This is a genomic window from Halopseudomonas sp. (genome assembly GCF_036960865.1).
Lineage (GTDB): Bacteria > Pseudomonadota > Gammaproteobacteria > Pseudomonadales > Pseudomonadaceae > Halopseudomonas.
This window is the reverse complement of record NZ_JBALWE010000011.1, coordinates 41,437-62,347: the sequence shown is the minus strand read 5'-3', so window position 1 is coordinate 62,347 and position 20,911 is coordinate 41,437. Positions and strand designations below refer to the sequence as shown.

Here is a 20,911-nt window from a genome sequence, read left to right as displayed (position 1 = left end):
GGAGAGCTGAGTGGCAGCAGTGGATGAAGTGCTTGAATTCTGGTTTACCGAGCTGAAGCCGGTGCAGTGGTGGCGCAAGGACCCGGGACTGGATCGCTTCATTCGCGAGCGTTTTGGTGCGCTGCACGAGCGCGCTGAGCGCGCTGAGCTGGTGAATTGGCGTAGCACACCGCTGGGCCGTCTGGCCGAAATCATCGTGCTCGATCAGTTTTCTCGCAACATCTGGCGCGATACGCCGCGCGCCTTTGCCAGTGACGGCATGGCCTTGGTGTTGGCGCAGGAGGCTGTCGCCGAGGGTATCGACCAGCAGTTGCCGGTCAAGCTGCGGGCGTTCATGTACATGCCCTTTATGCACAGCGAATCGCTGCGTATCCACGAACAGGCGATCAAGCTGTTCAGCACGCCCGGCCTGGAAGATAACCTGCGTTCGGAGCTCAAGCACAAGCGCATCATCGAACGCTTCGGACGCTATCCGCATCGCAACAGCATTCTGCTGCGGCCTACCACCGCGGAGGAGGCGGCCTTTCTGCAAACGGAGGATTCCAGTTTCTGAGTGGCTGCAACTGTAGCGCTCAGCGACCTGCAAACTGTATCGGCTGCCCGCGCGGAGGGTGCGTTAGGCTGAAATTTTTGCCCAAGGAGCTCCCATGCCATTGCCGATCTACCAGGTTGATGCCTTCACCGACACCCTGTTCAAGGGCAATTACGCGGCTGTGGTGCCCCTGCCGCAATGGCTGCCGAGCGAGCTGATGCAATCGATTGCGGCAGCGAACAACCTGTCGGAAACCGCCTTTGTGGTCGAGCAGGCGCCAGGACGTTACAACATCCGCTGGTTCTCGCCACTGAGTGAAATCGACTTCTGCGGCCACGCCACCCTGGCCAGCGCCTTTATCGTATTCCGGTTGTACCCCGAACTCACTCAACTGACGTTTTACGCCGAGGCTGTGGGTGATCTTGTTGTCACGCAGGATGCCTCGGCGCGTATCAGCATGCGGTTCCCGCGGCTCGATCCGCAGCCGGTGGCTGAAGTACCGGCTGCGCTGCTGGCCGGTCTGTCGCTGCCGCCGCAGCAGGTGCTGGTCAACCGTCAGGCCTGGTTTGCCGTGTATGCCGATGAGCAGAGCGTGCTGCAGGTCGAGCAGGACCCCGAGCACCTCAAGCAGCTGGCCCCGCGCGATGTGGTGGTGACTGCGCCCGGCCGCCAGAGCGATTGCGTCTCGCGTTATTTCTGGCCTGCCAACGGCGGCCTGGAAGACATGGTCACCGGTTCGATCCACGCTGGCCTGGCACCCTATTGGGCTGGCCGTTTGGGCAAGAGTGAGCTGTTGGCGATTCAGGCCTCCAGCCGCGGCGGCCGGCTGGACTGCGTGGTCGCGGCCGATCACGTGCAAATCAGTGGTCATGCGGTACTCTACCTGGAAGGCCAGATTCACCTGCCCTGAATTCATGTTCCAACGGCAGCGACGAGCGCAAGACGCTATGCTGGACGCTGACTGTCGAAACCCGCAAAGGAGATGTTCGATGTATGCAAACTCACCCCTGATAACCACCACAATGCTGTGTTCGGTGCTGCTGTTGAGTGCCTGCTCCACCTCGCAGCGCCCGGCCACTGATCTGCCGGCGCCGCCGCAGCTGGAAGCGGACAGCGGTGTGGCCATTCTGCGTTGCGGCTCCTTGCCGGTGCGTACCACCTTCAATGCGGACCAGTTGACCCTGGAGGCCGGCAGCGACAAGTACCTGCTGGAGCGCGTGCGTTCAGGCTCGGGTGCCAAGTACGAAGTGCCGGGAGACAGTTCGACCAGTTACTGGCTCAAGGGCGAAAAGGGGATGCTGATGATCAAGGGTGAATCCTATCCAGAGTGTGAGCCCGCTGGGGCCCTGTTGCTGCAGGCCGGTGAGTGGGTGGTCGAGGATATCAATCAGGGCGGTATCATTGATCGCTCCCGCGTGACGCTCAACTTCGGCAACGATGGCCGCGTCTCCGGTCTGGCCTCGTGCAACAACTACACCGGGGCTTACACGGTGGCGGGTAGCAGCCTGACGGTGAGCCAGCTGGTGTCTACGCGCAAAGCCTGTGTGCCTGGCCTGGGTGAGCAGGAAACGCGGTTTCTGCAAACGCTGGAGCAGGTCAGTGGTTTTGAGTTGAGCGAGACCGGCGCACTGGTATTGAAGACGGACAATGGCGACCGACTGACCGCGCGCCTGCAGTAACATTGCAGCACGCCGTGGCAGTTGCCTGCGACGGCGTGCTGGTGCATTGTCGTCCTTGCTGCGCCTCGGCGTGGTTGATTCGGACAGCGGAATATATCGCTGCCACTCCGTGACTATTCCTGCAGAAGGACGCTCGCATGCTGTTGCTGATTCTCGGTCTTATCGTATTTCTTGGCGTGCACTCCACGCGCCTGTTCGCTCCCGAATGGCGTGCCCGACAGATCGCAGCCAAGGGCCTGATGGCCTGGAAAGGGCTGTTTGCGCTGGCCTCCATTGTTGGCCTGGTGCTGATTATCTATGGTTACGGCCAGGCTCGTCTGGACCCTACCTGGTTATGGGTCTCCCCGGTCTGGACGCGCCACCTGGCGGCATTGCTGACCCTGCCGGCCTTCATTCTGCTGGCGGCTACCTACATTCCCGGCTCTTGCCTGAAGGCGCGCGTTGGTCACCCGATGCTGCTGGGCGTGAAGTTCTGGGCCCTGGCGCACCTGATCGCCAATGGCAGCCTGGCTGATTTGTTGCTGTTTGGCGGCTTTTTGGCCTGGGCGACCGCGCTTTTTGTAGTCTCGCGCAAGCGCGATCGTCTGGCGGGCGTCAGCTACGGCAAGGGCAAGCCGGCGATGGACGCTGTGGTGGTCATCGTCGGCCTGGTGGCGTGGGCAGCCTTTGCCATGTACCTGCATGGTGTGCTGATTGGCGTGAAGCCCTTGGGTATGTGATCCGATAGCAACCGATACAACAAACCCGCAGCGTTGCGGGTTTGTTGTATCTGCGCCTCGATGAAACAGCTTGGGTATGTCGCTGGGCAGCAAGGTAATGGATGTGTTATCACTCGGTTTCCGTTGCTGTATCGACATAGGAAGGCCGTATGCAATTACCAGCCTCAGCGCTGCGTTATTTCCCCTATCTGTTTTGCCTGGTGGGTGCCGTTGTTACCCTGAGTCTCACCTGGTTGTCCCTGCTCTGGCTGCTGGCGGCGGTGCCCTTGACGGCGTTGGCCGTGATGGGCACCTGGGATGTGCTGCAGAAGCGCCGCACCATCAGCCGCAACTACCCGGTACTGGCGCACTTTCGCTATTTTCTCGAATCCATCGGCCCGGAATTGCGGCAGTACTTCATTCAGTCCGACACCGATGAGCTACCGTTCTCGCGGGAGCAACGCAACATCGTCTATCAGCGCGCCAAGGATATTCTCGACAAGAAGCCCTTCGGCTCGCTGATCCCCATGAATGCCGAGGGCTACGAGTGGATGAACCACTCGCTGGCGCCGGTCGATATCGTCGACAAGAACTTTCGCATCCAGGTGGGCAGCCACGCCAAAACGCTGAAGCCCTACGACGTCAGTGTCTTCAATATTTCTGCCATGAGCTTTGGCTCCCTCTCGGCCAATGCCATTCTGGCGCTCAACGCGGGGGCCAAGAAGGGTGGCTTCTATCACGACACTGGCGAGGGTTCGATCTCGCGTTATCACCGCGAACCCGGAGGCGACCTGGTCTGGGAAATCGGCTCCGGCTACTTCGGCTGCCGCAAGCCCGATGGCAGCTTTGACCCTGAACTCTTCGCCAAGAACGCCCAGCTGGACCAGGTGAAGATGATCGAGATCAAGCTGTCGCAGGGCGCCAAACCGGGTCACGGTGGCATTCTGCCCGGCGCCAAGGTGACGGAGGAAATTGCCGCCGCGCGGGGCGTACCCGTGGGCGAAGATGTGGTGTCGCCGGCGGCCCACTCGGCCTTCCATACGCCGCTGGAACTGATGGCGTTCATTGCTCAGTTGCGTGAGCTGTCGGGTGGCAAGCCGGTAGGCTTCAAGCTGGCCATCGGACACCCCTGGGAATGGTTCGGCATCGTCAAGGCGATGCTGGAAACCGGCGAGCATCCGGATTTCATCGTGGTCGATGGCGGGGAAGGGGGCACCGGCGCCGCGCCGCTGGAGTTCATCAACCGCCTGGGCATGCCGATGACTGATGCCGTGCTGCTGGTACATAACACTCTGGTGGGCGCCAACCTGCGCGAGAAGATCGCCCTGGGGGCGGCGGGCAAGGTCACCTCGGCCTTTAATATCGCACGCACCCTGGCCCTCGGCGCCGACTGGTGCAATGCGGCACGAGGCTTCATGTTCTCCCTTGGCTGTATTCAGAGTCTGAGTTGCCACAATGACAAATGCCCCAGCGGGGTAGCGACTCAGGACCACGGTCGTGGCAGCAAACTGGATGTGGCGGACAAGAGCGAGCGCGTTTATCACTTTCAGCGCAATACGGTGCTGGCGCTGGCCAACCTGCTGGAAGCTGCGGGGCTCAGTCACCCGCGTGAGCTTGGCCCGGAGCACATCATGCGTCGGGTCACCAAGTACGAGGTGCAGCCCTACAGTGAGCTCTTCCAGTTTCTGGGGCCGGGCGTGCTGCTCGATGGTCGCGCCGAATTGCACGTCTTCAAGAAGTACTGGGCGCAGGCCAGGGCCGACAGTTTTGGCGCTCCGGAATTCATGATCCGGCTACGCGAAACCAAGCTGCGTTAGGCGCGCGAGGAAAGGGCGAGCAGGGCAAAGGTGGCAAGCCAGTGCTCGCCCATGTAGTCTCCGCTCAGGTGCGGCAGGCTCACGTTCAGGTGGGCCTCGGCGCTCGTCTCTAGCCGCGTGCGCACTGCCTCCGGCTGGCCCGCTGCCAGCGCCTGTAGGCACCAGGCGCGGCTCAGGTTCAGGCCGTCCAGATGCGCCAGCTTGCCATCGCTGCGGTCGCGGCTGTGTGCCGGCGTCAGCAGCTGCGCCGGTTCGCCCTGCGCCAACTGCGGCAGAAAGGCGTCCAACCAGTGGTGGAATTCAGCCAGGGGCAATAACCGCTGCATCAGTGCCGCCTCTTGCAGCGCGGGGGAGAGAAAGTCCTCACCGCCCGGCTCCCAGGCCTGGCAGGCCCTATCCTGACCATAGAAATCCCGCGCTCGGTTCTCTATCAAGGCCAGCAGGGCTGTGTCGCCGCAGGTCTGGGCGTAATCCACCGCCAGTAGCAGGGCAAAGGCGGTGTTGTTGTGCGCGCCACTGCGAATCGGTGCGCTCAGGCGCGGCAGATATGCGGTCAGCCTGTGGGCCAGCTCATCAGCCAATGGCTGCAATGCGGTGGCCCAGGGCGCCTCGCTTGCAAGCAGCTCAGCGTGCAGCTTGAGCAGCCAGGCCCAGCCGTAGGGGCGCTCAAAGCTGCCGTTGCCCTGGCGTTGGAAGAAGGCACATTCCTGCGCCACCTTGGCCGGGGTCAGGTGGCGGTCAAAAAGGGCGTCGATCTGCGCGGCCTCCGGGAGCGTCGGTTGCAGCCGGCGAATGCGCGCGAGCAGCCAGTAACTGTGTACGCACGAGTGCCAGTCGTAGCTGCCGTAAAAGATCGGGTGCAACTGACTGGGAGCCAGCAGGTCTGCAGCCGACTGCAGACGCAGCGATTCGATATGCGGGTATTCGCGTTCTACATGGCCCAGCGCAATGCGTGCCAGTGCGGCCAGCTGATCGGCCGTCACCATGCCTAGCGCACCCGCTGCCAGTCGATATCGCGCAGCAGCCAGTTCCCGTCCTCATCCAGCCAGAACAGACGGATGTCGTATTGGCCGGCGCTGTTGGGTAGAAAGCGTTCGGCCCCGGCCAGGGTCACGCGGGCGGTGGTTTCGGCGCGTTCGGGGTACGCCGGGTCGATGGTGGTGGTCTGGCTGCTGACCAGCACACCAATGCGCTGGTTCTGCAGAAACATCAGCCGCAGGGTGCGCTCGGCCCAGGCGTTGTCGTACTGATCCTGGGCGCTGAATTGCGGATGCAGCAAGCTGGTAACCTGCTCGCGGTCGCGTGATTCGATGCCCTCTTGCAACTGCTCAAGGGCCTGATTCAGACGTGCGTCGGGGGAGGAGGGGCCACAGGCGCCGAGGCCCAGCGAAATCAATAACAGAAGTAGGATGCGCACAGGTGACAGCAGCCTCGCAGGTCAGTAATGTGATGCTTTCTCAAGAGATTGGCGCGGGCGCGGAGGATTGGGCAAAACTGCTCTACGGCAGGCCGCCCCACGCGCTGGCGCTCAGGCCAGGAGCCCATCATGCAATTGTTGTATCCGGAGATCAAACCCTACGCCCGCCATGAACTGGCCGTGGCGCCACCGCATGTTCTCTACGTTGATGAAAGTGGCCAGGAAGACGGCCTGCCGGTGGTGTTTATCCACGGTGGGCCGGGTGCTGGCTGCGACGCCCTGAGCCGTCGTTTTTTTGATCCCTCGATCTACCGCATCATTACCTTCGACCAGCGTGGTTGCGGCCGCTCCACCCCGCACGCCAACCTGCAGAACAACACTACCGCCGATCTGGTTGCCGACATGGAGGTGCTGCGCGAGCACCTGGGGATCGACAAGTGGGTGCTGTTTGGCGGTTCCTGGGGCTCGACGCTGGCGCTGGCCTACGCGCAGGCGCACCCCGACCGCGTCATGGGCATGGTGCTGCGCGGTATCTTCCTGTGCCGCGAGCAGGACATTCGCTGGTTTTATCAGGAGGGCGCCAGCCACATCTTCCCCGACTTCTGGGAAGACTACCTCAGCCTGATTCCGGAAGAAGAGCGCCACGACATGGTCGCGGCCTACTACCGCCGCCTGACCGGGGACGACGAAATCTGCCGCATGCACGCGGCCAAGGCCTGGTCGGTATGGGAAGGCCGCTGCGCCACCCTGCGTCCCAGCCCGCAGGTGATTGACCGCTTCAGCGATGCGCGTCGCGCCTACGCCATCGCCCGCATCGAGTGTCACTACTTCGCCAACAAAACCTTCCTGGAGCCGAATCAGCTGCTCAACAACATGGCGGCCATTCAGCATATTCCGGGCATTATCGTGCACGGGCGATACGACATGGTCTGCCCGCTCGACAACGCTTATGCGCTGCATCAGGCCTGGCCGAGCAGCGAGCTGAACATCATTCGCGACGCGGGCCACGCCGCCTCCGAGCCGGGCATAGCCGATGCGCTGGTGCGCGCCACCGGTGATATGGCCAAGCGTTTGCTCGACCTGGCCCCGCAGGCAGAATGAGATGAAGGGTTTGCTGCAGCGGGTGCGACAGGCCCGCGTCGAGGTGGCTGGCGACGTCGTCGGTGCGATAGATCAGGGTCTGCTGGTGCTGATCGGTATCGAGCCGCAGGACACCGAGGCCAACGCTGACAAGCTGCTCAAGCGCCTGCTCGACTACCGCGTGTTTACCGATGCCGATGGCCGCATGAATGATTCGCTGCGTCAGGTGCAGGGCGGGCTCTTGCTGGTCTCACAGTTCACCCTGGCGGCGGATACCCGCAAGGGCTTGCGCCCTGGCTTCTCCACCGCCGCGCCGCCAGCGCAGGCGGAGGTGCTGTTTAACTATCTGGTCGAGCAGGCTAAGGCGTTGCATGAGCCGGTTGCTACTGGGCGGTTTGGGGCGGATATGCAGGTGCATTTGGTGAATGATGGGCCGGTGACCATTATGTTGGAGACCTGATCGGTTTTCAGCTTCGGCCAAGCTTTTATTGCGCTGAGCAATGTCTGGTTATCTTGGTTGCTACCTAGCGCGCATTGCGTCTTTTCCGGCGAGTCACTTTTCTTTGCTTGGCCATCGAGCCGTAACCAGAAGAAAGGTCGCGACCAGCTTGGTGCCCACCAAGCTGGCCTGCGGCTTCCCTGCGTTACTCGGCAGCTTGGAAGGGGGAATTACGGCCGGAGGCCGGAGTGGTTTTGAGGTTTGGTTGCTGGGTCGAAACTTGAAGTCCAAAACCGAATGCTGCTCGGACTGAATAGTCCCATCTGAGCGGGCGAGTAGCGCAGATCTGACGGGAAAAAGGCGCTTGCGGTGTCTGAGCGAAGCGAGTTTGCAAGCGTCCCCGGCAGATCGAGCAACGCAGCGAACCCGAAGGGCCGCGCAGTTGGGTGCCCGAGGGGGTTGTTAGGGGGAGATGGGCAAGCATCTTCCCCTGACTCGCTTAGAGGCGAAAGCGGAAGTCAGCCAACCAAAAACGTTCCAAAGCTGCACTGCCCGAATAGCTATTTAGCGAACCATCACCCCACCGCATAAACCCGCGACCAAACATAAATCAACACCGCCGCCGCGACCGCCCACGCCACCACCGCCAACACCAATGTGGTGATCAAACTGAAGCGCTGACTGAACCAGGCAATCGAGATCAGATACAACGCATAGGGAATCAGCGACCACAGACCAAACAACGCCGTACTGCGCAGGTCGCTCGATAGCCGCTGCGTACCGATGATGTAGTGGGCAATGATGGTGAAGGTGGGGAACAGCGGCACCAGACCGGCGATATAAAAGCTTTTCGACTTCGCCAGCAGGGCAATCAGCAGCACTGCGAGCGCACCCATTACACATTTGAGCGCAAGGGACAGCATGGCGGTTCTTCCGGGAGCAGGGGAGGGAACGGCTAAGCTAAGCCCGGCGCGTGATTCCGTCAATTACCCCTATGTAGCAAAGCGTTCGCCGCTGACCGACGGCGCCTGAGCAGCGCCGTCGACCTGCCTGAATCAAGCCTTGGCAGCGGCTTCGACCCAGTCCAGACGGTCCTGGCCGAAGAACATTTCATCACCGACAAAAAAGGTCGGGGCGCCAAAAACGCCGCGCTTTACTGCTTCTTCGGTGGTTGCTTTCAGCTTCTCCTTGACCGCCGGGTCACTCACCTTGGCCATCACCTCGGCCGGATCAAAGCCGCCCTTGGCCAGCACCTTGCCGACAATCTCCGGCTGGCCCATATCCAGCTCGTCGATCCACATCGCGGTGAAGATGGTCTGCAGGTAACGGTCGAAATCCGCGGTGCCCTGATAAGCCGCGGCGCCACGCATCAGCTGCAGGGTATTGATCGGGAAGAAGGGGTTCTGGTTCAAGGTCACGCCGTAGCGCTGCGCGTAACGCTGCATGTCGATGCGGCTGTGGGCGCCCTTGGCCGGCACGGTCGCCGGTGAACTGTTGCCGGTGGCCATGAACACGCCGCCGAGCAGCATGGGTTTCAGCTCGATGCTGGCGCCGGTTCGTTCGGCCAGGGCGTCAAGCTGGGTCCAGGCCAGGTAGCTGGCAGGACTGCCAACGTCAAAATAGAACTCGATGGTTTTGCTCATATCAGTCTCGCTTGCAGTCAGTGGGCAAAGGGTTGAACGGCTGCTCAGAAGGTTTCCATCCAGGGGCGCAGATCCAGCTCGTGCGTCCAGCTGTCGCGCGGTTGGGTATGAATGGCCCAGTACTGATCGGCAATGTGCTCCGGATTGAGAATGCCGCCCTGATCTTTCAGAGCATAGCGCTCGGGAAAGTTGTCGCGGATAAAGGCGGTATCGATCGCGCCGTCGATGATCGGGTGCGCCACATGGATACCTTGGGGGCCCAGCTCGCGCGCCATGCTTTGCGCCAGTGCGCGCAGGGCGAATTTGGCGCCGGCGAAGGCCGAGAAGCCTGAACCACCGCGCAGCGACGCGGTGGCGCCGGTAAAGATAATAGTCCCCTTGCCGCGTGGCAGCATGACCTTCGCGGCCTCGCGCCCGGTGAGGAAGCCGGCAAACCCAGCCATCTCCCAGACCTTGCGATACACCCGCGCAGTGGTGTCGGTGATGCCGAAGCGCACGTTGGCACCAATGTTGAAGATGACGACCTCGACCGGGCCGATCTCGCGCTCGATCTCCTCGAACAGCGCGACCATTTCCTCCTCGCTGCGCGCGTCGCAGCCAAAGGCGTGGGCTTTACCGCCATCGGCTTCGATCTGGCTGACCAGCTCGCTCAGGCTGTCGGCATTGCGGCGGGTAACGCAGAGGGTAAAACCTTCACGGGCAAAGCGGCGGGCGATGGCGCCGCCGGTGGCGTCGCCGGCGCCAATCACCACGGCTACGGGGGCAGGGGCAGTCATGCGCAGTTCCTCTTGTTAGCTCGTTTGTCAGTTAATTAGTTCTTTTTAAGAACTGACTCGATAGTGGGTTCCTTTTTGAAACTTGTCAAGCTAGGCTGGAGCCCTCACTACCGAGGAATCAATCATGCGCTGGGAAGAACTCGATCAACAGCCTTGCTCGCTGTCACGCACCCTGTCGGTCATCGGCGACCGCTGGACCCTGCTGGTGCTGCGCGACTGTTTTCTCGGCGTGCGCCGTTTTGATGCCTTCGAGAAGCGGCTGGGCGTGACCCGGCATCTGCTCGCTGATCGACTAAAAAAACTGGTCGAGCACGAGGTGCTCTACAAACAGCCCTACCAGCAGCGCCCGCTAAGGGAAGAATATCGCTTGACCGACAAGGGTCTGGCGCTGCACCCGGTAATCATGTCGCTGGTGAGCTGGGGCGATACCTATATGGCCGACGAGCGTGGCGCGCCTATCGAGCATATCCACAAGGCCTGCGGGCAGCGGATGAAACCGGTGATGGTATGTTCCGAATGCGCCGAACCGGTTGGTGCGCGGGATGTTCGGGTCGAGGTGGGCGCGGCCTTTGGTGAGGATGTGCAGCAGTTGCTGGCGACCTGACCTATAAGTGGTTCAGCTTTGCGCTTCCTGTGCCGTTGTTGGATTCCATTCCGCTAGTGCGGCCGCTAACCTCAGCCGGAGTACTTCGAGGGTTACAGTTGCCGCGGATAAACGGCGGATTGTAGGAGCAAGCAGGCCAGTAGCGTCCGGCCGACAGGTGTCGACCGGGCGGAGCGCGTTACGGCATACGGTACATCGCGCAGATCTTGTTGCCGGAGGGGTCCCGCAGGTAGGCCAGATACAGCTTCAGGCCATTGCCTTCGCGCACACCCGGCGGGTCTTCGCACGTCACACCGCCGTTGGCCAGGCCAGCCGCATGCCAGGCATCAGCTTGCTCGGGGCTTTCAACCGCAAAGCCGATGGTGCTGCCGTTGCCGCAGCTGGCGGGTTGGCCGTTGATCGGTTTGCTCAGGGCAAAGGTGCCAGTCTTGGTGAAATAGAAGCAGCGGCCCTTGGGGTCGATGACGCCGGGCTTGCAGCCGACCACGCCCAGAATGGCATCGTAAAAGGTTTTCGAGGCGTCAATGTCGTTGGCACCCAGCATGATATGGCTGAACATGATTGTTCCTTTTCATTGTTGGTCTGATTGCCGAGGCTCGGCGCTGCCAGCGTCGAGCCAAACGCGTCCGCCGTCAAGGCCCATAGGCGCGGCTGATTGGGCAACCGCCCGGTGCGGATGCTGCCGCCTCAGGCAATCAGGTCTTCAATCGGCGTCTCGCCTTCGTACAGCTCATAGATCACGTTCTTGCTCTGGCCGGTGCTCAGCACGCGGGTGATCACGCGGGCCACGTCGGCGCGGGCGATGTGCTGGGCACTGAGCTGGTCCGGGCGGCGCGTGGTGATCTGGCCGGTGCCGCCGTCATCGGTCAATTTGCCGGGCCGCAGGATGGTGTAGGGCAGGCCGGAGCGCAGCAGGTAGTCATCGGCCATGCACTTGGCCACCAGGTAAGGCTTGATCGGTGAGTCGATCGCGTCCGGATCGTCGGCGCCGCGCGCGCTGATCATCACAAAGTGCTTCACATGGTGTTTGATGGCGTAGTCGACTGCCTTGCGCGCAGCCCAGAGATCAATCAGCAGGGTCTTGTCCGGGCCGGTGCTGGCGCCGGAGCCGGCAGTAAAGACCACGCGGTCGCAGCCGCTCACGGCGTGCTCAAAGTCATCTTCCAGATTGGCCTCGATAAAGTCGATGCCCTGCAGGTGCGCAAGCTTGGCCGGGTCACGCGCCATGGCGAGGGTGCCGATATCGGCCTGCTGCAGCATCGGCAGCAATAGCGAGCCGATCTTGCCGGTACTGCCAATTACCAGTGTCTTGCTCATGGAGGAATATCCTTGCTCGGGTGCATTACCTTCTGTGGAGTCTGGATGCCGGGGTAAGTTCAGCCTTGGGCGCGGGGCGCGCGCTCGTTGGCCGGGAGGGAGCCTGATCCTTCTAATCAGCGAACAGCGGTGATCTTCACCAGCTTGTTGCCTTCGAATTCGAGGCTCTGGTAGTTGCCAGAAATGTTGTAGATCCATTCTTCGATATTCATCACGCGCACGCGATCACCCACCTGCAGCCGATCAACGTAGCCGATTACCTCGCGGGAGACGGGTTCGCCGCAGGCCTGCAGCACCTTGATCTTGAGGTCGCCTTCATCCACCAGGTTGGTGCCGCAGCGCAGGGCGTAGGCGTTCATGCTGCCCAGCATAGCGGCGAGAGTCATACAGCTAGAGATCAGGAAACGGCGGGACAGTAACATGGCAGAGGCCTCGGTATCGGCAAGGAATGCCTTGATATTCCCACCGGGCGGCGGGATACACAAGGCAGCCGACACATCAGGCCACAGCGGCGGCCAGGGCGGCCGCCGCGGCGAGCAGGTTACGCCGAGGCTTCGGCCTCGTAGTTGGCGTAGGAGTGCTTGAGGGTGGCGTGGTTGAGCAGCATCTCGGCCTTGAGCACTTCACCGCTGGCGTCATAGATGCGCGACAGCACCCAGTAAGACTCGGTGCGTTTGCTCTCTGACAGCGCCACCACTTCGCGGCGGATCAGGTAGTCCTCACCAACAAACAGCGGGCCGTCGATCATGCGGATTTCCTGATCGGCAAACAGCCCAATGACCGGCTGCTTGACGGGGAATTCGGCGTCCTTGCTGGTGTATTCCGCCAGTACGCTGACCATTTCGGTAGGGATGATGGCGCGGCCCCACGGGGTGCTGCTGGCGTCGGAGTACCAGCTGGAATTTTCGGTGATGCCTTCCAGCTTCTGATTCAGCGAAAACGGATAAAGGTTGCCCATGTGCTGATCCGGGTCCATGCGCACTTTCTCATCGGCAGCACCCTTCATGCCCACATGCAGGTCAGCCAGAATCACCAGTTTCTCTGGCGCGCGCAGCTTGGCCATGCGCTCGTACAGCAGGCTTTCACCCGGTGCGGCGCCCAGGCTGGCGCTGGCTTCCAGCACCGGCGTGCCGTCGGCCTTCTCGGCCCAGCAACGCACGCGGGTCGCGCCCGGCGCGGGGCGTTCAACAAAGGCGCGCACTTGCTCGCCCTCGACCACCATGTTCTGGAAGTGCGACGAAAAACAGCCGCGCTCGAACCAGGCCTGACCCCAGATCTCGACCAGCATGGGGGCAAACATACTGAAGTGGGTGGGGCCTTCAATCGGCCCGGCGCGAAAGCCCAGCTTCTCGGCCATGCTGTCGTCGTGGATCGAGGTATGGCCGCTGTATTCCTGGTCGGCCAGCATCTGTTTTGGCTCGCGCAGCGGGCCGCAGAGGTAGAGCGGGGTATCAAAACTCATGGGCAACTCCTGTCAGTGAAAATGTGAAAGCGGCTCAGCGCAGCATGCCGGCCAGACGTTCGCGGATGATGCCCTCGGCCTCGCTCATGATGCGCTGCACCAGCTCGGCTACCGTGGGAATATCGTTGATCAGGCCAGCCACCATGCCGCACGACCAGGCGCCGGCATCCATCTCGCCGGTTTTCATGATTTTCGGATACACACCGGCCACTTCATCGACGATGTCTTCAAACTTCAGGTCGGCGCCCAGGCGGCGTTCCTTTTCCAGCAGGCGCTCGACCGCGTCGTTGACCATCACGCGCTCGGTGTTGCGCAGAGGGCGCATGACCAGGCGGGTATCCAGCTCGCTGGCAGCCACAATCGCCGCTTTCACGTTCTGGTGAACTGGCGCTTCCTGGGTGGCAATGAAGCGGGTGCCCATGTTCATACCCTCGGCGCCCAAGGCGAGCGCGGCAGCCAGCGAGCGGCCATCGGCCATGCCGCCGGAGGCGACAAACGGAATGCTGAGCTCCTCTGCGGCACGGGGCAGCAGAATGAAGTTGGGTACATCGTCTTCACCGGGGTGACCGCCACACTCAAAGCCGTCCACGCTCACCGCATCGCAGCCAATGGCCTCGGCCTTGAGGGCGTGGCGCACGGCGGTGCACTTGTGAATAACCTTGATGCCGTTCTCCTTGAGGATCGGCAGCCACTTGGCCGGGTTGTTGCCAGCGGTTTCCACGGCTTTCACGCCGCCCTTGATGATGGCGTCGATATAGCCGGGGTAGTCGGGCTGTTTGACCGAGGGCAGAAACGTCAGGTTGACGCCAAAGGGCTTGTCGGTCATCTCGCGGCAACGGCGAATCTCGTTGGCCAGGGCTTCCGGGTTGGGCTGGGTCAGCGCAGTGATCATGCCCAGGCCACCGGCATTGGCCACAGCGGCGGTCAGCTCGGCGTAGCCAACATGGTGCATACCGCCCTGAATGATCGGGTGTTCAATACCAAAGAGTTCTGTGATGCGGGTTTTCATTGTCTGGATGCCTCGCCTTGGCACTCGTCTGTATCGGGTGCCGGATTGTGTAACCGGGTGGTGTACCCAGCTGTTTGAAAATTAACCGGTCGAGTTTAGGCGCGGCGGCCAGAGCGGGCAAATGGTCGGTGGTACGTTATTCATGGGGGTTATGGCGGGGTGCTTCGCGCAGGCGGCGCTGCCGACAACGGGTGCGTTGCGGCTATCATGAGTGCTCAACTGGCCGCTCTCTACAGGAATAGCAGTATGCCCATGCTCAGACTCATCGCCGTTCTGGCGCTTGCCACCCTGCTTGGTGCCTGTGGTGGTCACGATTTTGAAGGTGTTTACCAAACCCGTGCCGGCTCCAACAACGAGCTGCTCAACTCCTTTGCCGAACTGGCCAGCGGAGAAAAGCTGGTGATAGGGCCTGATTACATCGAATCCCAGGGCAAGCGCACCCGCTTTGATGACATTTTCGAACGCGAATCCGCTGGCGAGCGTTATCTGGTGTTCAAGAGCGGCGAGCAAGAGGAGGTGTGGCAGATCGTGGATGACAACACCCTGATGCAAGGCAGCGGCCTGGTGAATATCAAGCTGGTACGCGTGCCCTGACGCGGTCGCCGGGCCCTGCCCGGCGCCTCGCCCATCTGACAAAAAGAGAGTTCTGATGTCCTCTAGTATGCAGCGCCCCAACATGGTCATGACCGTGTTGTGCGGCACCCTGACCTCCCTGGTAGTGATTGGCTTTGCACGCCTGGCCTACGGCGTCATCCTGCCGGCCATGCGCAGCGATCTGGGGCTGTCGTACCAGCAGGCCGGCCTGCTCAGCACCGTCGCCGCCTTGTCCTATGTATGCTTCGTGCTGGCTGGTGGTCTGGCTGCGGCGCGTTGGGGCGCCAAGGCGTCCATTCTGTTTGGCATGCTGATGGTTGTGGTGGGCTTTGCCGGCCTGACCATGGCAGTGCATTTTTGGCTGCTGGCGGTGCTGATGGCGTTGCTGGGGATAGGCGCTGCCTTTGCCTTCTCACCGATGATCGCGCTGCTGGCCGCCTGGTTTCCGGATCATCGCGGCCTGGTGATCGGCTGCATGAGTAGCGGCGTGGGCCTCAGCGTACTGGCCACCGGTTTGCTGGTGCCGCAGCTGTTTGCGCTCTTTGGTGAGCAAGGCTGGCGCGTGAGTTGGGGTGTGTTTGCCGGGGTGGCCCTGGTCGCCAGCGCCATCATCTTTGTGTTTGTGAAAAATCCGCCGCAAAGCACCGGCAACGCGGCAGGCCCCACGCCCGCCGATGAGAAGTGGCTGATCTACCGCAACCCCCGCGTACTCATTGTCGCCGCTACCTACGGCATTATTGGGCTGGGCTACATCGTACAAACCGTGTTCATGGTCAGCTTTATGGTCGATAGCGGCTTCAGCGAAGCGCTGGCAGGGCGTTACGTAGCCATGATGGGGCTGCTGTCGATCTTTGCCGGGCCGCTGTGGGGCTGGGTGTCGGACTTTTCAGGGCGCGGCAACGCCTTGGCTCTGGCGCTGTTTCTGGTGATCTTGGCCATGGGTCTGCCCTTGCTCGGGCAAACACAGCCGTATTTCTTCTGCCATTACCTGCTGGTGGGTCTGTCGCTGAACGGGGTCTTCTCGATGATTCAGACCAGCGCGACCGATCAGGTTGCACCGCGCTACATTCCCATCGCCTTCAGCTTTGCCACCCTGTTCTTTGCCGTGGGCCAGTTTCTGGGCCCGGCCATCGCCGGCTGGCTGATTGAAACCACTGAAGGCTTTACCGCCGCCTTCAGCTTTACCGTGGTGGTGCTGTCGGTCGGCTTTGGACTGGCGTTACTGATCCGTCGCTTTCCCAAGACGCTGGCGGTGGGGGAGCCTTCTGAAGCGGCGGTGCCTGACCGCTAGCCAGTGGCGCCCTGACCTGCGCCGTGTCTAGGCCGGGGTGGCGACGAGGAGCGGATTGCTGCGCTCCTCATCGCGCAGGGTGAGCACCTCGTAACCGGTCGCGGTCACCGCGATGGTGTGCTCCCATTGGGCGGACAGCTTCTTGTCGGCGGTGACCACCGTCCAGCCATCCTTCTTCAGCTTCACCTTGGCCTTGCCCTGATTGATCATCGGCTCGATGGTAAAGGTCATGCCCTCGCGCAGCACCAGGCCCTTGCCCTTTTGGCCGAAGTGCATCACCTCCGGCGCTTCATGCATCTCGCGGCCAATGCCGTGGCCGCAGTAGTCGCGCACTATGCTGTAGCCGTGCTTTTCGGCGTGCCGTTGGATGGCGTTGCCCACATCGCCCAGGGTGGCACCGGGGCGCACCACCTTGATGCCCTCCCACATGGCCTCGTAGGTCTTGTCTACCAGGCGCTGGGCTAGCGGCGCTATCTCACCGAGCAGGTACATCTTGCTGGAGTCGGCAATAAAGCCGCCCTTTTCCAGGGTAATGTCCAGGTTGACGATATCGCCTGATTTCAGCAGCTGGGTTGGCGAGGGCACCCCGTGACATACCACGTGGTTGACCGAGCAGTTGAGCACATACGGGTAATCGTATTGCCCCTTGCTCGCCGGGCGTGCGCCCAACTGCTCGACGATAAAACGCTCGGTGAGATCGTTGATCTGCATGGTCGAAACACCGATCTTTACCTGTTCATCCAGATAGGCAAAGACCGCGGCCAGCAGCCGGCCGGCCTCCCGCATCAGCGCCAGCTCGGCCTCTGTCTTGACGATGACCTCAGGCATCCGCCACCTGCCGCAGCTGTATATCAGCCTGTTTCATCTGCTCGGCCATCAGCTGCGTGTAAGACAGCCCCGGATTGGCTTCAGCCAGCATGCCGACGCGCATCCAGAACTCGGCCTGCGCGTTGATCGAGCGCACCATCACCGCGCTGGCCCTGCGCACCTCTTCGTGCAGATCGTCGTTGATTTTTACAATGCCCATGGCAATACCCGAATATACGAAACGTATATAGATCGTATGCTGTATGGGGCGGGCAGGCAATGGCCGGTGGTCAGTGCATTCCGGCAGTGCGGCTGCCAATCGGCGCGGTGAACTCAGAGCACCGCTTCAAAGGTTTCCAGCTGCGGGTGCCCCAGGTAGATATCGCGGCGGCTACCGGCATTGGCGTGCGCCGCGCGGAAGGCCTCTGAATGAGTCCAGGCCTCAAAGGCGCTGCGCGAATCCCAGGTCGCGTGGGAGGCAAACAGGGTGTGGTCTTCGGTGGTGGCGCCCTGCAGCAGGTTGAAATTTCTGAAGCCCGGTACTGTCTCCAGCAGGCTCTCGCGGTTCTTCCAGATGTCGATAAAGTCCTGCTCGTGGCCGGGCTTGATCTTGAAGCGGTTCATGGCGATAAACATGGTTTTTCTCCTGCAGTAGTGACAGTAAAACGGTGGCGGCCATTATGCGCGCCAGCGGGCTGAGAGGGCCAACCTTGAGGCTGTGAGCCCGGCGTGCGCGGTCAGTCGCGTGTGACGGGTGGAAAGCGCACATCAAAGCCGCGCGCATCCAACTGGCGAATCTCGGTTGGCCGGCCCTGTTGATTCAGCTCCACCAGGCCGATACCGGCGCCGTTCCACAAGCGCTCACCGGCCGAGGCGCGGTCCGGGTCGCGCGGCGTTACGCGCATGCGGCGGCGCTTGGTCAGCCAGTTCAACGGAGAAACGGGCGAGTACAACCAGCGGTTTAGGCGGTCGAACCAGTCCAGCAGGCGCGGCGGGAAGGCATTCTTCAAACCACTGCTGGTGATCTGCCACAGTTGTGGGCCCTGTTGTCGGTCGCGGATGGCGATGTCGTAGACAAAGGAGTAATGCACGTCGCCGGAGAGAATCACGTAATTACCGGGTGTGCGCCCGTGGCGAAAAATGTTCAGCAGCACCTTGGCCGCGCCACGATGGGCCATCCAGTTCTCGGCATCCACCACCAGTGGCTTGCCGGCCAGGGCAAAGAGCTTTTGCACGCCTTCAATCAGCTTGACGCCGAACATGGGGGCGGGTGAGACGATCACCACCGCAGTCTGGTCGATCAGGCGTTGTTGCAGTTCGGTCAGGGCCTCCCAGTCCATTAGACCCGAGGGGCGGAAGGGGCTGCGCTCGCTGCGCCAGCGCCGGGTGCGGGTGTCCAGCACCACCAAGGTGGGTGTGCCGGGAATCTGGTATTCCCAGCCGTGGAACTGCAGCAGCGCGTTAATGCAGCGGTCTTGCTCGGCCACCTCGAGCTGGCCGCTACCGGCTGCGTTGTTCAGCAGTGTGGCCAGGCGCTCAAGCGGCTGCTCAACCGCCTCGGGATCGTTGCCCCAGCCCTGGCACAGCAGATAGGCGAGCAGCGCATTACCGATGATCTGGCGGGAGAAAGGATGGCCATAGGCTGTGCGCTCCCAGGCCGCCGTCAGGTTCCAGTCGTCGGTGACGTCGTGGTCATCGAAGATCATCAGCGTCGGCTGGTGCGCCAGTAGCCTTGCCACCTGCGGCAGGCCTGCGACGAAGGCGCTGATCTGCTCCTGCTCGGCGTCGTAGCGCTCACGCTCTTCTTCACTCAAGCCGCCCGGCGGGGCCGGCGCGATCAGCGTCCAGGGCGTCGGCGACCACACCAGCAGATAGGTGGCCAGCATTTCTGCCAGCGTAATCAGGTGGTTCTGCGCATTGGCCGAGGTAAACACCGGCTTGCGTACGCCGCCAAAAAAGCGGTCGCGTACCGCCATGTTGGCGGGTACATCCGGCAGCAGTTGCTCACGGCGGTAGTAGGTCTCTGTGGCCTGGTACAGCGCCTGGCTGTCGGCCACGGTGGCGCCCTCCAGCGCTTCGTCAAACAGGCCGAGCCGTTTGATCAGGGCGTGGCTGGCTACCAGCAACGGGCCAGATACATCATCGACATAGACCTGATCACCAGTCATCAATAACCAGGAGGGGCGTTGTGCGGGATCATCGCGGCGTTCGGCCAGCCAACTGTCGGTGCGCGCCAGCGCGTCTTCGCTGGCAAAGTGTGGCTTGCGGCAGGAGCCGTGCAGCAGGCGGCGGTTATGGGAGGCGATCATCAGCGAGGGCAGCTCGCCGTCGTGGCACAGATGCGGCGCGGCTTCGCGCAGACCGGTCTCGCCAGCGGAGTTTTGCCAGCGCAGGTCATAGTGAATCAGGCAGTCCTGCGGCAGGGGCGAGGCGGGCTTTACGCTGAGCAAATGAACAAAGGCATGGCGGCCAATGGGTATCACCTGCGCGTCGTGCAGGGGCAGCTGCTGCGCCTCGCCATCGGCCACGCGCAGCGTAGCGGTCAGCTCCAGCGGGCGCGAGGCCACCAGCCAGAGCAGAAGCTGCTCGGGTGCCACGCGGCGGACCAAGGGCCCCACCAGCAGATCGGGAAGGTCAGACGTGCTGTGCATCGGCGTTCTGGCTCAGTCAGGTGTGTTCTCGGCAATCTCAACGGGTTATTGGAGAGCACAATCGCCTGTTGGTTCAGCGTAGGGCAGGGCGCGCAGCGAGGTTGCCGAGATGGCGCCGCAGCCTGCAGTCGACCGCACGTGGGCGGTGCTTGAGCGGTTACGCGCAAGCAATCAGGGTCGTAGCGGCCCTGCTTTTGGCTTAACGCCGGGCTGCGCCCCTGCCGCATCAAGAACGCAAATAGGCCATTACTGAATCCAGAACCCCGCAACCTTCTCGCCGCGCAGCGCCATCTTCACCAAATAATCCGTCTGTGCCGCAGCCGGTGTGACCTTCCAGAGATACACCCTTACCCCGTCTTGCCGCAGCACGCCCAGGTAGGCTGTTGTGTCGCCGGGCTGGAAAACACCGGAGAGCGCATCGGTCAGCTTGCTGAACTGCTCGGGCGTTAGCGCCTGCGCAAAGTCCGCGTCTGCCTGCACGACAAACTGGTCGTAGTCGGCGGCGGTCAGGGCAGTGAACTGCTGCTGAAATAGCGCAGCCGCCGCTGGCGGGGCGACCTCCGCCAGCACGGTGGCTGGCAGCGCCATGAGCCATATCAGGAGTAATGGGGCGAGTGGGGGCATGGGGTGTCCTTGTCCTTTCCTGTTAGGGCCCTGTGAAACACAGGACACAGATTTAGGCGGGTTTTGGCAACCTTCGCTGTTATGTAAGGCGTGGAGATTTTGGCTCGCGATGAGCAAGGCAGGCGCCTATATAGGTAATCAAAATTCCGAAAATAACCTGGAACCAAAAGCTAACCTGGCTCGCTAGCCTAACCTTGTTATGTGCTGCCGGCGGCATTTCGGAATATAGCTCAGAGAGGTATTCGTATTGACCAGGCTGAGCCCACGCATTTTGCCTGATTATATTCTCGTACTCCTCAAGGCGTTCTCCCTCAAAGTAGATGCCGTTTATGTAGTCCTTGCTTGCATTTTTGGTTAGGTGTGAGACGTTTGAGAAAATAAAGCCGATAAGTATAAAAATTACGCTAGTGCGAATTTTTCTTTTAGTTGGTCTTAGGAGGTGCATGAAAATCCCTTTACTGTATAAGGCCT

General features: G+C 61.6%; 25 protein-coding genes. 10 read left to right on the top strand and 15 right to left on the bottom strand.

Annotation, left to right across the window (positions count from 1 at the left end):
* Positions 1-10: 10 nt before the first annotated feature.
* From V7747_RS15700 to V7747_RS15680, 5 genes are all read left to right on the top strand, one after another.
* Complete coding sequence (locus V7747_RS15700; RefSeq protein WP_335616954.1) at positions 11-553, top strand: DUF924 family protein; 543 nt, start codon at positions 11-13, stop codon at positions 551-553.
* 94 nt (positions 554-647) lie between these two features.
* Complete coding sequence (locus tag V7747_RS15695) at positions 648-1,442, top strand: PhzF family phenazine biosynthesis protein (protein WP_335616953.1); 795 nt, start codon at positions 648-650, stop codon at positions 1,440-1,442.
* 79 nt (positions 1,443-1,521) lie between these two features.
* Positions 1,522-2,211: an META domain-containing protein gene (locus V7747_RS15690; RefSeq protein WP_335616952.1), complete on the top strand. Its 690-nt coding sequence runs from the start codon at positions 1,522-1,524 to the stop codon at positions 2,209-2,211.
* 137 nt (positions 2,212-2,348) lie between these two features.
* Positions 2,349-2,930 carry an NnrU family protein gene (locus V7747_RS15685; protein WP_335616951.1) on the top strand — a complete coding sequence of 194 codons (582 nt, stop codon included), beginning with the start codon at positions 2,349-2,351 and terminating at the stop codon, positions 2,928-2,930.
* A 149-nt stretch (positions 2,931-3,079) separates the two neighbouring features.
* Entirely contained in the window at positions 3,080-4,726 is a 1,647-nt protein-coding gene (locus tag V7747_RS15680) for an FMN-binding glutamate synthase family protein (protein ID WP_335616950.1), read from the top strand.
* On the opposite strand, the gene V7747_RS15675 is transcribed toward V7747_RS15680, so the two are convergent.
* A complete protein-coding gene (locus V7747_RS15675) occupies positions 4,723-5,712 on the bottom strand; it encodes a DUF2891 domain-containing protein (RefSeq protein ID WP_335616949.1) in 990 nt (329 codons plus the stop codon). The genes V7747_RS15680 and V7747_RS15675 overlap by 4 nt on opposite strands.
* Before the next feature lie 2 nt (positions 5,713-5,714).
* Positions 5,715-6,143, bottom strand: a complete 429-nt coding sequence (locus tag V7747_RS15670; protein WP_335616948.1) for a hypothetical protein — start codon at positions 6,141-6,143, stop codon at positions 5,715-5,717.
* Between the two features lie 129 nt (positions 6,144-6,272).
* Between V7747_RS15670 and pip the strand changes: the two genes are divergently transcribed.
* Both pip and dtd read left to right on the top strand, forming a co-directional pair.
* On the top strand, positions 6,273-7,244 hold the full coding sequence (gene pip, locus V7747_RS15665) for a prolyl aminopeptidase (RefSeq protein WP_335616947.1): 972 nt from the start codon (positions 6,273-6,275) through the stop codon (positions 7,242-7,244).
* Position 7,245: 1 nt separating this feature from the next.
* Positions 7,246-7,683 (top strand): D-aminoacyl-tRNA deacylase, encoded by a 438-nt coding sequence (dtd, locus tag V7747_RS15660; protein WP_335616946.1) that lies wholly within the window; start codon positions 7,246-7,248, stop codon positions 7,681-7,683.
* Between the two features lie 554 nt (positions 7,684-8,237).
* On the opposite strand, the gene V7747_RS15655 is transcribed toward dtd, so the two are convergent.
* The 3 genes from V7747_RS15655 to V7747_RS15645 all read right to left on the bottom strand — a co-directional run bounded on the left by V7747_RS15655 (position 8,238) and on the right by V7747_RS15645 (position 10,081).
* A complete protein-coding gene (locus V7747_RS15655) occupies positions 8,238-8,582 on the bottom strand; it encodes a GlpM family protein (protein WP_335617050.1) in 345 nt (114 codons plus the stop codon).
* Positions 8,583-8,717: 135 nt separating this feature from the next.
* Positions 8,718-9,305, bottom strand: coding sequence for a 2-hydroxychromene-2-carboxylate isomerase (locus V7747_RS15650; RefSeq protein WP_335616945.1), 588 nt, complete (start codon positions 9,303-9,305; stop codon positions 8,718-8,720).
* A 44-nt stretch (positions 9,306-9,349) separates the two neighbouring features.
* A complete protein-coding gene (locus tag V7747_RS15645; RefSeq protein ID WP_335616944.1) occupies positions 9,350-10,081 on the bottom strand; it encodes an SDR family oxidoreductase in 732 nt (243 codons plus the stop codon).
* A gap of 124 nt (positions 10,082-10,205) precedes the next feature.
* On the opposite strand from V7747_RS15645, the gene V7747_RS15640 reads away from it, so the two are divergent.
* Positions 10,206-10,685, top strand: coding sequence for a winged helix-turn-helix transcriptional regulator (locus V7747_RS15640; RefSeq protein ID WP_335616943.1), 480 nt, complete (start codon positions 10,206-10,208; stop codon positions 10,683-10,685).
* A gap of 178 nt (positions 10,686-10,863) precedes the next feature.
* On the opposite strand, the gene V7747_RS15635 is transcribed toward V7747_RS15640, so the two are convergent.
* The 5 genes from V7747_RS15635 to V7747_RS15615 form a co-directional block, all read right to left on the bottom strand.
* A complete protein-coding gene (locus V7747_RS15635) occupies positions 10,864-11,244 on the bottom strand; it encodes a VOC family protein (RefSeq protein WP_335616942.1) in 381 nt (126 codons plus the stop codon).
* Between the two features lie 128 nt (positions 11,245-11,372).
* Positions 11,373-12,002: an SDR family oxidoreductase gene (locus V7747_RS15630; protein ID WP_335616941.1), complete on the bottom strand. Its 630-nt coding sequence runs from the start codon at positions 12,000-12,002 to the stop codon at positions 11,373-11,375.
* Positions 12,003-12,118: 116 nt separating this feature from the next.
* Positions 12,119-12,388, bottom strand: a complete 270-nt coding sequence (locus V7747_RS15625) for a DUF2845 domain-containing protein (RefSeq protein ID WP_335616940.1) — start codon at positions 12,386-12,388, stop codon at positions 12,119-12,121.
* 155 nt (positions 12,389-12,543) lie between these two features.
* Positions 12,544-13,464 carry a hypothetical protein gene (locus V7747_RS15620; RefSeq protein ID WP_335616939.1) on the bottom strand — a complete coding sequence of 307 codons (921 nt, stop codon included), beginning with the start codon at positions 13,462-13,464 and terminating at the stop codon, positions 12,544-12,546.
* A 34-nt stretch (positions 13,465-13,498) separates the two neighbouring features.
* Complete coding sequence (locus tag V7747_RS15615; protein ID WP_335616938.1) at positions 13,499-14,473, bottom strand: NAD(P)H-dependent flavin oxidoreductase; 975 nt, start codon at positions 14,471-14,473, stop codon at positions 13,499-13,501.
* A 246-nt stretch (positions 14,474-14,719) separates the two neighbouring features.
* Here V7747_RS15615 and V7747_RS15610 point away from each other — a divergent pair, with 246 nt between their 5' ends.
* Both V7747_RS15610 and V7747_RS15605 read left to right on the top strand, forming a co-directional pair.
* Entirely contained in the window at positions 14,720-15,067 is a 348-nt protein-coding gene (locus V7747_RS15610; protein ID WP_335616937.1) for a hypothetical protein, read from the top strand.
* Between the two features lie 55 nt (positions 15,068-15,122).
* A complete protein-coding gene (locus V7747_RS15605) occupies positions 15,123-16,358 on the top strand; it encodes an MFS transporter (protein ID WP_335616936.1) in 1,236 nt (411 codons plus the stop codon).
* Between the two features lie 27 nt (positions 16,359-16,385).
* Here the strand turns inward: V7747_RS15605 and map are convergent, their stop codons facing one another.
* From map to V7747_RS15580, 5 genes are all read right to left on the bottom strand, one after another.
* Complete coding sequence (gene map / locus V7747_RS15600; protein WP_335616935.1) at positions 16,386-17,186, bottom strand: type I methionyl aminopeptidase; 801 nt, start codon at positions 17,184-17,186, stop codon at positions 16,386-16,388.
* Positions 17,179-17,385, bottom strand: a complete 207-nt coding sequence (locus V7747_RS15595) for a ParD-like family protein (protein WP_335616934.1) — start codon at positions 17,383-17,385, stop codon at positions 17,179-17,181. The genes map and V7747_RS15595 overlap by 8 nt, the downstream gene beginning before the upstream one ends.
* Before the next feature lie 113 nt (positions 17,386-17,498).
* Positions 17,499-17,801: an antibiotic biosynthesis monooxygenase family protein gene (locus V7747_RS15590; RefSeq protein ID WP_335616933.1), complete on the bottom strand. Its 303-nt coding sequence runs from the start codon at positions 17,799-17,801 to the stop codon at positions 17,499-17,501.
* Positions 17,802-17,902: 101 nt separating this feature from the next.
* Complete coding sequence (locus tag V7747_RS15585) at positions 17,903-19,816, bottom strand: alkaline phosphatase family protein (protein WP_335616932.1); 1,914 nt, start codon at positions 19,814-19,816, stop codon at positions 17,903-17,905.
* A gap of 246 nt (positions 19,817-20,062) precedes the next feature.
* A complete protein-coding gene (locus tag V7747_RS15580; RefSeq protein WP_335616931.1) occupies positions 20,063-20,440 on the bottom strand; it encodes a hypothetical protein in 378 nt (125 codons plus the stop codon).
* Positions 20,441-20,911: the final 471 nt, after the last annotated feature.